Source organism: Caulobacter sp. GW821-FHT10C03 (genome assembly GCF_059415485.1).
The window spans coordinates 15,435-30,275 of record NZ_JBWKNI010000011.1 but is presented as its reverse complement, the minus strand read 5'-3'; the positions used below and the strand labels follow the sequence as shown (position 1 = coordinate 30,275).

Genomic DNA, 14,841 nt, shown 5'->3' with positions numbered 1-14,841 from the left:
GGTGATTTTTGTCGGCGGCACGTCTCTACGCCACCGCGTAGTCGCGCATCTGCATCGGGCTGCTCTGGCTGACCGGCAGGATGAAGCTGACCGTGGTGCCTTCGCCCGGGTTGGAGACCATCTCCAGGGCGCCGTCGTGCATCTCGACCAGCGACTTGGTCAAGGCGAGACCCAGGCCCGTGCCCTGCGTGGTCTTGGAGTGCTGGCTTTCCACCTGCTCGAACGGACGCGCCAGGCGGGCCAGGTCCTCGGCGGCGATGCCGATGCCGGTGTCGGTGACCGACACCTTCACCCGCTCGCCCAGCGGATCGCGGCGGATCTCGGCGCGCACAGTGACGCGGCCCTGGCGCGGGGTGAACTTGATGGCGTTGCTCAGCAGGTTCAGCAGCACCTGCTTGACCGCGCGGTAGTCGGCCTCGATCTCGGGCAGGGGCGGGAAGTCGACCTCCAGCTTCAGCCCGGCGGCCTCGGCGCGATTGCGCACCAGGCGCACGGCGTCCTCGGTCACGTCTTCCAGGTGCAGCGGCTCGAACTTCAGGTTCATCTTGCCGGCCTCGATCTTCGACATGTCGAGGATGTCGTTGATCAGGGCCAGCAGGTGCTGACCGGAATTGTGGATGTCGAGGCTGTAGCCCTTGTAGCGCTGGTCGCCGAGCGGGCCGAACATCTCGTTCATCATGATCTCGGAGAAGCCGTTGATGGCGTTCAGCGGCGTGCGCAGCTCGTGGGACATGTTGGCCAGGAACTCGCTCTTGGCCTTGTTGGCGCCCTCGGCCTTGACCTTCTCCATCTCGTACTTGCGGGCGAGCTCGGCCAGCTGCTCCTGGCTGCGCTCCAGGCCGGCGACGGCGTTCTGGAGCTGCTCCTCGTTGCGGCGACGGGCCTCTTCCTGGGTCTTGATGGCGGTGATGTCGGCGGCGGTCATTACGAGGCCGCCCTCGGCCGTGCGCCGCTCGCTGATCTGGATCCAGCGGCCGTCGTTCATCTCGGCCTCGCGCACGCCCTTGGCGCCGGTCGGGTCGGGGATCTCCTGCTTGATGGCCAGGGCCGCGAAGCGGTTGACCTCGGCGCGGGCGGCACCCGGCTTGAGGATCCGCGGCTCCAGCGAGAAGACGCTGCGGTAGTTCCTGTTGCACATCAGCAGGCGGCCCTGGCGGTCCCAGAGCACGAAGGCCTCCGACACGCTCTCGATGGCGTCGCGCAGGCGGTTCTCGGCGGCCTGGGCGCGGGCCTGGGCCAGGCGCTCCTCGGTGACGTCCAGCGCCACGCCGATGATCCGCGAATAGCCGTCCTCGCCGGGCTTGCCGAAGCCCTGGCCGCGGGCGTCCACCCAGATCGAGCGGCCGCCGTGCTCGCGGGCGGGGATGCGGAACGAGACGTCGAAGGCGCCGAACTGGGCGGCGTTGGCCAGGGCCTGGCGCACGCGGTCGCGGTGGTCCGACGAAATCCGCTCGACCAGGTCCTCGCCGGGCGCGACGCCGCCGCCGCCCCAGCCGAACATCGCGCCGGTGACGTCGGACATGTAGACCTCGTCCGAGCGCAGGTCCCATTCCCAGATGCCGCAGCGGGCGGCCTCGACGGCCAGGCGGAAGCGCTGCTCGCTGTCGATGAACTCGCGCTGGGCGGCCTCGGCGCGGCGGCTCTGCAGCATCAGGATCAAGGCCAGGGCGATGCCGGCGGCCAGCGGGATCAGCAGGGTCAGCGCGCCTTCCATCAGGCGGCGGTCGACATTGGCGACGGTGTGGCTGGGGGCGCTGACGGCGGCGATCAGGGCGCCCTGGGCCAGGGGCTCGAAGGCCACGTCCAGGCCCGAGCCGTCGACGCCCCGGCCGGTCAGGGCGGCGGCCCCGCCTTGCAGGTCCTCCACCGACAGGGCGTAGGCCTGGTCGAGGCTGGCGGCGCCCTGCACCGCGCGGCCGACGCCGACCAGCAGGCCGCCGTCCGGCAGGAAGAGGGCGTTGGACCGGGTCTTGTCCGGCTCGCCCAGCAGGCGCGAGGGATCGCCGGCGGCGATGACGTAGCCGCGGCCGGCCGAGGTCTGGGCGGCCATGGCCACATAGAGGCGGCCGCTGCGGCCGACGCCGCCGATCCAGGCGCTGCGGCCCGAGGCGGCGGCGGCGCGAGCCGCTTCGCGCCAGTCGGCCGAAGGATCGCGGCCGGCCACGGCCATGACTTCGCCGGTGGTGGCCACGGCGACGGCCATGGCCTCGCCGCCGGCGGCGCGCAGGGCGGTCTCGGCCGCGTCCATGGCCGAGGTCGGGTCGCGTTCGAGCAGGTCGCCCGCCGCCGACAGGCCGGCGCGCTGGGCCGCGAGATTGGTCTCGACCTTGCCCGACAGGATCTGGGCCTGGGCGGCCAGGGCCGCGCCGCCGGGCGGGGCGGCGGCTTCCTTCTGGAGCTTGACGACGCCGAGGGCGGTGTAGACGGCCAGCAGCAGCAGTGCGGCCAGGATCACGACGCGGACATAGGCCTGCGACGACCGGGCGGCGCGCATGCGAGCCGCGCCCGCAGCCGAAAGTCCGGCCTTCGCCGTCCTCCCGGGTTTCGCCCCGCCAATCCGCAACGCTTAAAGCTCCCACACCCCCGGCGAGTCAGTTCGCCGACTATGGTGAATCTACCGTACCCGTTCGGTCGGCGTCACCCTGGCGAGGCCCGATTCCCTGGGGGCTGAGCGCTTTGGTCGCAACCGTTGCGCGGAAGAATCACCCCAGGCTCGCGCCAGAGGGCTTCCTTCTCCCCTTGCGGGAGAAGGTGGCGGCCGAAGGCCGACGGATGAGGGGTCTCTCAAACCCTGACCGCCGCATCCAGCCGATCCGCCTTTCGCAGCGGACAGGGCTATCGACCCCTCACCCGACCTCTCTCCGGGAGGCCACCCTCTCCCGCAAGGGGAGAGGGATCTCGTGGTCAATCCAGCGCTCGCCCCGCCAGCTCCAGCACGTTCTTCGACAGGCCCGGCGCGGCCTTCACGCGCTCAAGCTCCCGCCGCATCAGGTCGCCTAGCGCGGGGACATAGCGCCGCCAGCCGCCCAGGGGCTCGACCAGGCGGGCCGCCGTCATCGGGTTGAAGCTGTCCACGATCAGGATCTGGTCGGCCAGGAAGCGGTAGCCCGCGCCGCTGGGGTCGTGGAACCGCGCCGGGTTGGCGCTGGCGAAGCCCTGCACCAGGGCGCGGAAGCGGTTGGGATTGCCGGCGTCGAAGTCCTCGTGCTCGGTCAGGGCCAGCACGCGTGCAAGCGCCCCCTCCGACGGATCGCGGGCCTGCACCGAGAACCACTTGTCCAGCACCAGCGGCTCGTGCCGCCACTTGGCGTGGAAGGCCGAAAGCGCCTTCTCGCAGGGCTCGCCGCCCAAGGCCAGCAGGGCCGACAGGCCGCCCATGGCGTCGGTCAGGGCCGCGGCGGCCTCGAAATGGCCGACGATACGCTGGACGTTGTCGGCGTGCGGGTCGGCGGCCAGCAGGTCGACGCAGGCGTTGCGCAGGGCCCGGCGGCCGGCCGAGGCGGCGTCGGGCGAGAACTCGCCGTCGCTCTGCATGGCGCCGTGGATGCGGGCCAGTTGCTCGCCCAGGTGCACGGCGATGCGGGCGCGCAAGGCGTCGCGAGCGGCGTGGATCGCGCCCGGATCGGCCGGATCGACGGCCAGGGCCAGATCGCCTTCGCTCGGCAGGGCCAGTAGCAGGGCCTTGAAGGCCGGATCGGCGGCGGCGTCGTCCAGCGCCTGGCCCAGGGCCTGGGCGTAGCGCTCCTCGCCGACCTCGTCGGGAGCGCCCGCCGCGCGGGCCAGGATCAGCCCACGGGCCAGGCCCTGGCCAGCTTCCCAGCGGTTGAAGAGATCCGGATCGGCGGCGAACAGCACATAAGCGTCGGCCGGCCGCGCGTCGGTGGTCAGGGTCACCGGGGCCGAGAAGCCGCGCAGGGCCGAGATCACCGGTGCCTCTTCCACGCCCTCCCAGCGCACCGTCAGGCTCTCGCCCTCCAGCAGCACCACCTCGCTGTCGCGCAGCGGCGCGCCGGTCTGCGAGAGCAGGCCGATGGTCACCGGGATCGGCAGGGCCTTCTTGACCGGCTGGCCGCTGGTGGGCGCGGTCTTCTGGCTCAGGGTGATCGACAGCGCCTTGGCGGCCGCGTCATAGGCGTGGGTCAGCGACACCGACGGCGTGCCGGCCTGTTCGTACCAGGAGAAGAACGACGACAGGTCACGGCCCGAAGCCTCGGCGAAGCAGGCGATGAAGGCCTCGACCGTCGTCGCCTCGCCGTCGTGGCGCTCGAAATAGAGGTCCAGGCCGGCCCGGAACGCGTCGGCGCCCAGGATGGTCTTCAGCATGCGGATGATCTCCGCGCCCTTCTCGTAGATGGTCGCGGTGTAGAAGTTGTCGATCTTCAGATAGCTCGACGGCCGCACGGCGTGGGCCAGCGGACCGGCGTCCTCGGCGAACTGGCGCGCGCGCAGGGCCTTTACGTCCTTGATCCGCTGCACGGCCGCGCCGCGCATGTCGGCGCTGAAGCTCTGGTCGCGGAAGACCGTCAGGCCTTCCTTCAGGCACAGCTGGAACCAGTCGCGGCAGGTGATGCGGTTGCCGGTCCAGTTGTGGAAATATTCGTGGGCGACGACGCTCTCGATGCGCTCGTAGTCGAAGTCGGTCGCCGTCTCCGGCTCGGCCAGCAGGAGCGAGGAGTTGAAGATGTTCAGCCCCTTGTTCTCCATGGCCCCGAAGTTGAAGTCGCGCACGGCCACGATCATGAAGAGGTCCAGATCGTATTCGCGGCCGAACGCTTCTTCGTCCCACTTCATCGAGCGCTTGAGGGCGTCCAAGGCATAGGCGGCGCGCGAGGCCTGGCCGGGATCGACGAACACCTTCAGCGCCACGGTGCGGCCGCTCATGGTGACGAAGTCGTCCTCCAGCACGTCCAGCCGGCCGGCGACCAGGGCGAACAGGTAGGCGGGCTTGGGGAAGGGGTCGTTCCAGACGGCGAAGTGGCGGCCGTTCTTCAGCTGGCCGGCCTCCATCAGGTTGCCGTTGCTCAGCAGGTGCTCGAACGAAGCGTCGGCCTCGATCCGCACGGTGTAGCGGCTCAGCACGTCCGGCCGGTCGGGGAAGAAGGTGATGGTGCGGAAGCCCTCGGCCTCGCACTGGGTGCAGAACCGGCCGCCCGACATGTAGAGGCCCATCAGCGCCTTGTTGGCCGACGGATCGATCTCGACCTCGGTCACCAGTTCGAAGGCGTCGGGGACGTCGGCGATGGTCAGGCGCTCGTCGTCCAGCTCGTACTGGTTGGCGCTCAGGGCCTGGCCGTCGATGGCGATCGCCTTCAGCGCCAGGCGCTCGCCGTTCAGCGACAGCGGCTCGCCGGCAGCGCCCGTGCGGCGCACCTGCAGCGTCGCGGTCACGCGCGTGGCCGACAGCTCCAGCTGGAAGGACAGGTGCGTCGTCTCGATCTCGAACGGGAACGGACGATAGTCGGAGAGCCGGATCGGCTGGGGCGTTTCGGTGCGCATGCGGCCAATGTAGTCGCCCGTCGGGGCCGGGGCGAGGCCGCCGGTTGCGCGGTTTGTCGATTTATCGGCTAGGTTGGCGACTCAATCGGGGGTGTTTTCACGTGTCAGAGATCGCCAATTCGGAACCTGCGCCCGGCCTTTCGCCGGGACGTCGCGCCGCGACCGTCGCCTGGGCGCTGGCCCTGGCCTTGATCGTCACCGTCGCCGGCGCGATCGTGGCCTTCGGCCTGGGCATGATCGGCCTCTACCTCTACGGGGTGATGCGGCCCGAAGAGTCGCTGACCCAGGTCGACGAGGTGCTGCTGAAGCAGGCGCCGATCGCCCTGCTGTGCGGGGCGTTCACGGTCTTGAGCACCTATTCGGTGCTGGTGCGGCTGGTCGAGAAGCGCGACCGCACCGAACTGGCGCCGAACGGTGCCTGGCGCGAAGCCGCGCGCGGGGCCGGTCTGGCCGCCGCCGCCTTCGCCCTGCTGATGGCCGTGCTGACGTTGATCGGCGCGGTGACGTGGGGGCCGCCGTCGCTGGTGGACTGGCGCTGGGCCATTCCGGACCGTCTCGTCACCGGCATCGCCGGCGGCGTGGTGATGGCCGTCGTCGTCCAGGGCGTGCTGACCCGGCTCTTGGCCAAGGCCCTCGGCCCGATCCCGGCCGTCGTTCTCGCCGCCGTGCTGGTCGCCTGCTTCTACCCCGCCTCGGACGGTCCGCTGCTGCTCGCCCAGCGCCTGGGCGCGCTGCTCGGCGGGGCGATCCTGGCCCTGGCCTATCTGCGCAATCAGCGTCTATGGCTTGGCATGGGCCTGGCCGGAGCCTGGGGCGCGCTCGTCCATCTGGTGACCGGCGGCTATGCGCTGGAAGGCGGCTACGACGGCACGGCCGCCTTCATCTCCGAGCCCGAGCGCGGCGCGCTGGTCTCCTGGTTGCGCGGGTCGAGCGGACCCGAAAGCTCGGTCCCGCTGCTGGTCGGCGGCGCGCTGGTCGTCGGCTGGCTGGCCTGGCGCGCCTGGAAGGAGGGCGCCTTCTCGCGGGCTTGAGGCGGATCCCAACAAGCTTGAGGCGGATCAATGTGCGGCCCAGCGGGCGGGCGCATCACCCCTGGCGACGCCTCGACGCGTCGCACTCCAAGGGGATAAGACCATGACCGCCCTCCGCCTCGCCCTGCTGGCTGGCCTGACGCTCGCCGCCGCGACCGGCGCCGCTCAAGCCCAGGAGGCCTTCACGCCCGCCGCCAAGGGGACCTGGCAGGTCAACCTGCGCGCCACCGGCGTGCTGCCCGACGCGGGCGACCCGATCGTCACCTCGGCCGGCGCGGCCACCGGCCTGAAGGCCGACGTCAAGGACGACGTCAAGCCGACCCTGGGCGTCTCCTACTTCATCACCGACAAGCTGGCCGTCGAGGTGATCGCCGGCACCACCCAGCACACGATCAAGGCCGTGGGGCCGGGAACCGACGTCGTCGTGCACAAGACCTGGGTGCTGCCGCCGGTGGTCTCGGCCCAGTACCACTTCGCGCCCAAGGCTCGGTTCAATCCCTATGTCGGCGCGGGGCTGAACTACATGCTGTTCTACAGCGGCAAGGACCGCAACGGCTTCACCGTCGATCTCGACGACGGCTTCGGCTACGCCCTGCAGGTCGGCGCCGACATCGCCGTGAAGGGGCCGTACGTCGTCAATCTCGACGTCAAGAAGGTGTGGTTCGAGACCGACGCCAAGATCAACGGCGGCGCGCTGAAGTCCAAGGTCAACCTGGATCCGACGGTGGTGTCGGTGGGGATCGGGCGGCGGTTCTAGACCCCGGACAATCTCAAAACTCCCGTCATTCCCGCCCTTGTGGCGGGAAACCCTCTGTCAGCCGCAAAGGCAGTAGTGGCGGCGTGCTCAGCACGCCGCTTGCGCCTCACGTGTCAGCGGAACCAGGGTTTCCCGCCACAAGGGCGGGAATGACGGGAGGATAGGGGGCCTCAGCCCTCAACCGTCCCGCCCGCCGACGGCGTCTCGTGCAGCTCCCGCTCGATGGCCGCGGCCTTCTGGGCCAGGGCCAGCAGGGCGGGGGGCGCGTCCTCGGGGTGGTCGCCGACCAGGGTCACGATCTCGCGGGCCAGGGCGTGCAGGCGCGGGGCGGTGGCGATCAGCTTGGCCTGGAACTCGATCTTGCGCGGGTCGCGGTCGTACTCGGCCCCCGGCGTGCGCCAGCCGCCCCAGTCGTTGGGATCGGTGACCACCACCGGATAGGTGCCGGGGAAGGGGTGGTGCAGGCAGTCGCCCTCCTGCTGCCACTTGTTGCGGGCCCGCAGCACCCGCCAGTTCGACAGGACGCCGCCTTCCTGCGGGTCCATCTTGTCCTCGGGCTTCAGCTCGTGGGCCAGGAATTCGCGGCCCAGGCCGACGTCGTAGGTCACCCGCACGGGCTCGTCGAAGCCCTTGGCCCAGATGGGCACGATCTTCTCGATCGTCGCCCAGGCGCCGACGCTCTCGACCCAAACCTTCTGGTTCCGCTGGTAGACGGTCTTGGCCATGGGACTCCGGAACTTCGGCTAGGAACTGGGGGCTGCGAATACTCGGGTCGCATAAGAACCTGAAATTCTTGACGCCGGGTCAATCTTTCCAGGGGGCGCAAGCTCGGTCATCGTCGTTTCCAACGGCCGTCGATAGAACGGCCAAGGGAGAGAAACGGCCGTGGATTTCGACTATTCCGACGACCAGAAGTTCCTCAAGGACGAGGCCCGCAAGTTCCTGAGCGGCCGCTGTCCGCCCGCGGTGGTGCGCGGGGTGCTGGACGATCCGGCCCGCAGCCATGACCAGGCCCTCTGGGCCGCCGTCGCCGAGCAGGGCTGGCTGGGCGCCGCCATTCCCGAGGCGCACGGCGGCCTGGGCCTGGGCCGCGTCGAGCTCTGCGCCATCGCCGAGGAGCTGGGCCGCGCCGTCGCCCCGATCCCCTTCGCCTCCACCGTCTACGTCCTGGCTGAGGCCGTGATGGCCCACGGCTCCGACGCCCAGAAGGCCGCCATCCTGCCGCGTATCGCTTCCGGCGAGCTGATCGGCTGCCTGGCCGTCAGCGAAGGCCCCGGCGTGCTCACCCCTTCGGCGCTGTCGAGCAAGGTCGAGAGCGGCAAGCTCACCGGCGTGAAGATCCCCGTCACCGACGGCGACATCGCCCACACGGCCATCGTCCTGGCGTCCGAAGGCGGCAAGCCGGGCCTCTTCCTGGTCGACCTGACCGGCGCCGGGGTGAAGCGCGAGACGCTGGAGAGCCTGGATCCCACCCGCGGCGTCGCCCGCCTGACCTTCGACGGCGCAGCCGCCGAGCGGCTGGGCGCGGCGGGCGAGGGCTTCGACCTCGTCCAGGCCATCCTCGACCGCGCCGCCGTGCTGCTGGCCTTCGAACAGCTGGGCGGCGCCGACCGCTGCCTGGAGATGGCCAAGGACTACGCCCTGGGCCGCTACGCCTTCGGCCGGGTGATCGCCGGCTACCAGGCGATCAAGCACAAGCTGGCCGACATGTATGTCAAGAACGAGGTCGCCCGCTCCAACGCCTATTACGGCGCCTGGGCCCTCAACGCCTCCACCCTCAAAGAAAATGGGGCCCCCGAACTGCCCACGGCCGCCGCCGCCGCCCGCATCGCCGCCTCCGAAGCCTTCTGGTTCGCCAGCAAGGAGAGCGTCCAGGTGCACGGCGGCATGGGCTTCACCTGGGAGGTCGACTGCCACCTCTACTACCGCCGCTCGCGGCAGCTTTCCCTCGTGGCCGGCTCGCCCCGGCTCTGGAAGGAGCGGCTGGTGAGCGAGCTCGAGAAGAAGAACGCGGCTTAAGGAGAGCGATCATGGACTTCAACGACTCCCCCTCCGAAGCCGCCTATCGCGACAAGGCCCGCGCCTGGCTGGAAGAGGCCGCCGCCGCCCACAAGGCGCAGCACGGCGAACCCAAGCCCAACACCCCCGAGCACATGGCCGCCGCCAAGGCCTGGCAGGCTCGCAAGGCCGCGGCCGGCTACGCCTGCATCACCTGGCCCGCCGTGGTCGGCGGGGGCGGGGGCACGCCGATCGAGTCGGTGATCTTCGGCCAGGAGGAGGGCAAGGCCGGCGTCGCCTACGGCTACTTCACCATCGGCCTGGGCATGTGCGTGCCCACGGTCATGGCCTTCTCCGACACCGACACCAAGAAGCGCTTCGTCTCGCCGGCCGTGAAGGGCGAGGAGATCTGGTGCCAGCTGTTCTCCGAACCGGCCGGCGGTTCCGACGTCGCGGCCCTGCGCACGCGCGCTGTGCGTGACGGCGACGAGTGGGTGATCAACGGCCAGAAGGTCTGGACCACCGGCGCCCACTACAGCGACTTCGGCATTCTCCTTACACGGACGGACCCCGACGTGCCTAAGCACAAGGGCCTGACCATGTTCTGGATCGACATGCGCGACGCCGCCGTCGAGTGCCGGCCGATCCACCAGATGTCGGGCGGGCGCGACTTCAACGAGGTCTATTTCAGCGACCTTCGCGTCAAGGACAGCCAGCGCCTGGGCGAGGTCGGGCAGGGCTGGCAGGTCGCGCTCGTCACCCTGATGAACGAGCGCCTGGCCGTCGGCGGCTCGGCCGGTCCCAACTATCGCGAGGTGCTGGAACTGGCCCGCGCCCTGCCGGGCGAGGATGGTCCCGCGCTCAAGAACGACGCCTTCCGCGAGAAGCTGGCCGACTGGTTCGTGGCCTCCCAGGGGCTGAAGTTCACCCGCTTCCGCACCATGACCGCCCTGTCGCGCGGCCAGACCCCGGGACCGGAAAGCTCGATCGGCAAGATCATCTCGGCCAACCAGCTGCAGGATTTGGCCAACACCGCCGTCGAGATGCAGGGCGAGTACGGCGTTCTCACCGGCCCCGAAGCCGCCGCCGGCGCGGCCTTCCAGCAAAGCCTGATGTGGGCCCCCGGCCTGCGCATCGCCGGCGGCACCGACGAGATCCTCAAGAACATCATCGCCGAACGCGTCCTGGGCCTGCCTGGCGACGTCCGCGTCGACAAGGACGTGGCGTTCAAGGACATGCCGACGGGCAGGTGAGGGGCCGACAATCCCTCTCTCTTTGAGAGAGGGAGGGGCCCGCGCCGAAGGCGTGGGAGGGTGAGAGGTAACAAAGCCAGCCGATCGAAACACGGTCGGACGGTCGCCGCCGCCCCGTCGAGATCGCCTGTTCCCTCCCTCGCAACCATCTCGTGGAAAACCCGAGGTTCGCCGGCCAGCGGTGAAACCTCTCACCCTCCCACCGCTCCGCGGCGGGCCCCTCCCTCTCTCCATGAGAGAGGGGTCTCGAACCGCGAGAATCGCCCGGGCGACCGCGCCTCGCAAACTCGCCCCACACGCGAAAAATGACGATCCCCTGACAGGCGAAAATCGTGTGATTACACGGAATTAGCCGGGCAACGCGCCTGTTCCACGTTCCAATTAAGGCATGGCGACCGACAGTGGTCGAACGGCGGTCTGGCGAGCTTGACAGCGTCGTCGCCGACGGCTCATGAGTGACTCCGATCTATGGTTAACGGCGGGGCTGGAGGGGAGCGATGCACGAGGCCAGCGACGCTGTTTCGACCCTCCTCGATCGGGGGCTTCACCTGGGGCGAGCCGCGCGGTCGTGGATGACTACCCGGCCGTGGACGCGCCTTGGGCCGACCCGTCGCCTGCCGCTCGGCGTGGCCGCCGCGACCCTGGTCGCCATGCCGCTGTTCGGCTGCGATTTCTCGGCCAACCAGCTGTTCGCCAAGCGCGCCGGCGCCTGCCCGCGGCCGCAGGCGGCCCAGGGCGTCTCGGGCCAGTTCAACCAGCAGCAGATCGAGATCCGCAACCTGCGCCAGGGCGGCTTCCGCGGCGACTTCTTCGCCCAGCTGGAGCTGGCCCGCCGCTACGAAGGCCAGCGGGCCGTCGACAAGAACCTCGACGATCCGGTCGAGGCGGCCACCTGGTACGCCATGGCCCTGGCCAATCCGGCAGGCTACGCCCCGATCGCCGCCTACGAGCCGCGCGGCAAGCCGGGCAAGGCCCTGTCGCGTTTCGACGACTGCCGCGCCTATGAGCGCCACGCCGCCTACGGCGCCCTCGACCGCCAGCTGTCGCGGATGTCGACCGAGGAGCGCGAGCAGGTCCGCAACCGGGTGATCTACATCCTGTCGACGCAGGGGGCCGACGGCTTCCGCGCCCTGGCGCGCATGCACGACGGCTATTTCGGCCCCTATGGCGAGCCGTCCGACAACCTCCAGGCCGTCGAGGCCTATGGCGACCGCAAGCATGTCGGCGCGCCGGCCGCGCTCGATCTCTTCCGCCGCAACGACGTCGACGCCTATCTCTACAACTACCTGGCGGTGCAGACCGGCGATGTCTCGGCCTACGTCATGCTCAAGGACTTCGAGCGCTCCTCGCCGCAGCGGGCCTCCTACGGCGGCTTCGTCGAGGGCAAGGCCAAGCGCTGGATCCCGCCCTACGAGTTCTATCCGGCCGACTCCCCGGACTCCGGCGTGCCCCATTCCGACGAGAGCGATCCGTCGGGCGAAGCTCGCGAGGCGGCCCTGGCCCGCCTGCACGAGCTGCCCTTCGTCCATATCGGCGAGGCCCTGGCCTATCTGCGGATCATCCCCGCGCCGCTGCTCGACGAGCGGCTGCTGGCGTCGGGCGACGCCCAGACCTTCCAGGCCTCGATCGGCCGCCCGACCACCGGCCGCCTGACTCCGATCGAGAAGGTGAGGGCGGTGCAGTACGCGGCCGTCAACGGCTCGTCCAAGGCCCAGCTCGTCCTGGCGGTGATGTACTCTGAGGGCGTCGGCGTTCCGCGCGACTACGCCCGCGCCTACCACTGGTACGAGGAGGCCGAACGCCAGGGCTCGCCCGAGGCCAAGTACGCCATGTCGACCTTCTTCTCGCTGGGCCTGCAGGGCGTGGCCGACCAGGACCGCGCCAAGGCGGTGGTCTACCAGCTGGACGGCGCCCTGGCCGGCTTCAAGCCGTCGGTCTGGCGCCTGCAGCAGCTGCTGGCCCAGGTCTCGCGCCCGCCCCGCGCGCCGGGCGAGCGGCCCAGGCCGTACGAGGCCAGGCCCTATGCCGGCCCCGCGAACGCTCCCGGCCCGTCGAACGCTGAAAGGGACTATCGATGAGACGCCTTCGCCTGTTCGCGGCGGGACTCGTCGCTCTCAGCCTGGCCGCCGTCGGCGCGCCGCAAGCCGCCCTGGCCTCGCCGGACGCCAAGGTCGATCAGCAGATCCGCCCGTGTTTCGGCCTGCTGATCCAGCCGGCCCTGTCGCACGGCTGCAAGGGCTATGTCCCCAAGCGCAAGCCGCCGCGCCGGCCCTACTATCCCTCGCGCCCCTATGAGCGTTACCGCACCAGCGTCGACTGCGACGTCGCCTATCCGGGCGAGGTCAGCGACGTGCTCTCGCGCCTCTACGACGGCGACACCCTCACCTTGATCTCGCGCAACGGCGGGGCCTGCGTCGAGACGCTGAACGTCACCCGCGCGGTGCACATCGTCGCCCGCGACTACAGCCCATCGCGCGCCCGGCCGATTCTGATGGCCCCGGCCGACCAGCCCTGCATCCGGATCGCCCCGGGCGTGGCCTATGTGGTGCTCGAGAACCTCGGCCTGGAATCGACGCGGGGCGGGACGGCCTCGTGCATCGTCGGCCGTGCCACCGAGCTGGCCCTCAAGGGCGTGGTCGTGCGCTACGACGGCGAGGGCTCGGCCATCGACGTCGCCGACAGCCGGGTGGAGCTCTACCAGACCGCCTTCGTCGGCCGCACCCGCGCCCCGGTGGTCAAGCTGTCGGGCGGCCTTCAGGCCCAGGACGTCGATGTCGCCGCCACCGCCATCGGCATGGCCGTCGAGACCGGCCGCGACAGCCGCCTGCGTGACGTCCGCGTGGTGCGCCTGGGCGACTGGACGGGCTCGTCGCGCGTGCGCGGCTCGGCCGGCTTCGTGCTGACCGGCGTCAACCGGGATCAACTGGTGCAGATCGACGGCCTGTCGACCGACGGCTTCTCGCGCGGCATCTACATCAGCGGCGGCGAGACCACCCTGCAGCGCCCCGTGGTCCGCGACAGCGACTGGGCGGTGGTGCTGGAAGGCGCCGACCTGCGCGTGCTGGACGGCCAGCTGGAAGCCGCCGACGTCGGCATCTACGCCGCCTCGGGCGTGGTCTTCGCCTCAGACAACGCCATCGCCGGCGTGATGCGCGCGGGGCTGTTCGCCGACAGCGGCGCCCAGATCCGCGCCCGCGACAACCGCGTCTTCGCCCGCCCGGGCGGCTGCGAGGCCCTGATCACCGGCTATTTCGACGGCGCCCTGACCTGCCGTCCGTGGTTCGAGGCGCCGGAACTGTTCCGCACGCCGCGCGACCGCGCCCGCCAGGACTACGACAGCTATTGGCCGACCAGCGCCGTCGCCACCCTGGCCGGTCCCGCGCCCGCCGCCCTGGCCGGCGGTCCCGCCGATCCCTACGACGCCTCGGCCGCCGCCGGCGGTCCGGTTCCGGCCCCTCAAGGAGCTCCGCGATGATCCGCACGCTCGCCATCGGCGCCCTGGCGCTCACCATGGCCGCCGCCGGCCTCGCCCAGGCCCAGCCGGGTCCCGGTCCCGTCGCCGCCAAGCGTCCCGCCGGCCGCGGCGGTCCCTGCGGCGCGCCCCTGACAGGCCAGGCGCCCGACGTCATGACCTATGACCGCGCCACCGGCACCCAGGTGTTCGTCAGCGGCCAGGGCGGCACCGAGGTCTCGGCCTACAACCAGCGCACCGGCTCGTCGGCCGGCCTGCGCGGCGACCTGTCCAAGCCGGGCGTGACGGAGTCCTGCGCTTCCGACGCCCTCACCGGCGACGGCTATGCGGTCACCTCGCGCGGCCCGGGCGACATCGCCGTGGTCGGCCGCGACGGCCAGACCGGCGAGCGCTGGGCCATCAAGCGCACCGACGGCTCGACCGAATACTGGGATCCGCGCGGCGAACACCGCTGCTTCCGCGCCGGCCTTGGCCTCTTCCCCGGAACCCGCGGATGCTGAAGCGTCTCGCGCTGCTGGGTCTGGCCGCCGCCCTGCTGACCGCCTGCGCCACCCCGCACGGCCACAGCCCGCCCCCGCCGCCCCGGTCCTCCGAAGTAACGCCGCCCCCGCCGCCGATCGACGTGATCCGCCCGAAGGTGTGACGCGCCGTGCGACCCCTCTCTCATAGAGAGAGGGAGGGGCCCGCGCCGAAGGCGTGGGAGGGTGAGAGGTTTCACCGCTGGCAGGAAAACCCCAACTTCCCCATGCCGTCATCCCGGCCGAAGCGCGTAGAGCCGGGACCCAGGGGCCGCCGCAATGCCCCGGCGACCGCTGGGACGCTTGATCGAGCCGC

Annotated in this window: 11 protein-coding genes; 8 read left to right on the top strand and 3 right to left on the bottom strand. The window is 70.6% G+C overall.

Annotation, left to right across the window (positions count from 1 at the left end):
- Positions 1-25: 25 nt before the first annotated feature.
- Together pleC and pepN are read right to left on the bottom strand one after the other, a co-directional pair.
- The gene (gene pleC, locus AC07NG_RS15460) at positions 26-2,494 is read right to left on the bottom strand and encodes a cell cycle histidine kinase PleC (RefSeq protein WP_494594945.1); all 2,469 of its coding nucleotides are present in this window, start codon (positions 2,492-2,494) and stop codon (positions 26-28) included.
- Positions 2,495-2,904: 410 nt separating this feature from the next.
- Positions 2,905-5,496, bottom strand: a complete 2,592-nt coding sequence (gene pepN, locus AC07NG_RS15455; protein WP_494594943.1) for an aminopeptidase N — start codon at positions 5,494-5,496, stop codon at positions 2,905-2,907.
- A 101-nt stretch (positions 5,497-5,597) separates the two neighbouring features.
- Here pepN and AC07NG_RS15450 point away from each other — a divergent pair, with 101 nt between their 5' ends.
- Both AC07NG_RS15450 and AC07NG_RS15445 read left to right on the top strand, forming a co-directional pair.
- On the top strand, positions 5,598-6,527 hold the full coding sequence (locus tag AC07NG_RS15450) for a CPBP family glutamic-type intramembrane protease (RefSeq protein ID WP_492856993.1): 930 nt from the start codon (positions 5,598-5,600) through the stop codon (positions 6,525-6,527).
- A 103-nt stretch (positions 6,528-6,630) separates the two neighbouring features.
- Entirely contained in the window at positions 6,631-7,284 is a 654-nt protein-coding gene (locus AC07NG_RS15445; RefSeq protein WP_494594942.1) for an OmpW/AlkL family protein, read from the top strand.
- A 170-nt stretch (positions 7,285-7,454) separates the two neighbouring features.
- On the opposite strand, the gene AC07NG_RS15440 is transcribed toward AC07NG_RS15445, so the two are convergent.
- Positions 7,455-8,009, bottom strand: coding sequence for a hypothetical protein (locus AC07NG_RS15440; RefSeq protein WP_494594940.1), 555 nt, complete (start codon positions 8,007-8,009; stop codon positions 7,455-7,457).
- A gap of 160 nt (positions 8,010-8,169) precedes the next feature.
- Between AC07NG_RS15440 and AC07NG_RS15435 the strand changes: the two genes are divergently transcribed.
- The 6 genes from AC07NG_RS15435 to AC07NG_RS15410 all read left to right on the top strand — a co-directional run bounded on the left by AC07NG_RS15435 (position 8,170) and on the right by AC07NG_RS15410 (position 14,650).
- Positions 8,170-9,303: an acyl-CoA dehydrogenase family protein gene (locus AC07NG_RS15435; RefSeq protein ID WP_494594939.1), complete on the top strand. Its 1,134-nt coding sequence runs from the start codon at positions 8,170-8,172 to the stop codon at positions 9,301-9,303.
- 11 nt (positions 9,304-9,314) lie between these two features.
- On the top strand, positions 9,315-10,535 hold the full coding sequence (locus tag AC07NG_RS15430) for an acyl-CoA dehydrogenase family protein (protein ID WP_494594937.1): 1,221 nt from the start codon (positions 9,315-9,317) through the stop codon (positions 10,533-10,535).
- A gap of 497 nt (positions 10,536-11,032) precedes the next feature.
- Positions 11,033-12,613, top strand: a complete 1,581-nt coding sequence (locus AC07NG_RS15425) for a tetratricopeptide repeat protein (protein WP_492856997.1) — start codon at positions 11,033-11,035, stop codon at positions 12,611-12,613.
- Positions 12,610-14,010 (top strand): hypothetical protein, encoded by a 1,401-nt coding sequence (locus tag AC07NG_RS15420; protein ID WP_494594935.1) that lies wholly within the window; start codon positions 12,610-12,612, stop codon positions 14,008-14,010. Before AC07NG_RS15425 ends, AC07NG_RS15420 begins: the two co-directional genes overlap by 4 nt.
- Complete coding sequence (locus AC07NG_RS15415) at positions 14,007-14,507, top strand: hypothetical protein (protein ID WP_494594934.1); 501 nt, start codon at positions 14,007-14,009, stop codon at positions 14,505-14,507. The genes AC07NG_RS15420 and AC07NG_RS15415 overlap by 4 nt, the downstream gene beginning before the upstream one ends.
- Complete coding sequence (locus tag AC07NG_RS15410) at positions 14,501-14,650, top strand: hypothetical protein (protein ID WP_494594933.1); 150 nt, start codon at positions 14,501-14,503, stop codon at positions 14,648-14,650. The genes AC07NG_RS15415 and AC07NG_RS15410 overlap by 7 nt, the downstream gene beginning before the upstream one ends.
- Positions 14,651-14,841: the final 191 nt, after the last annotated feature.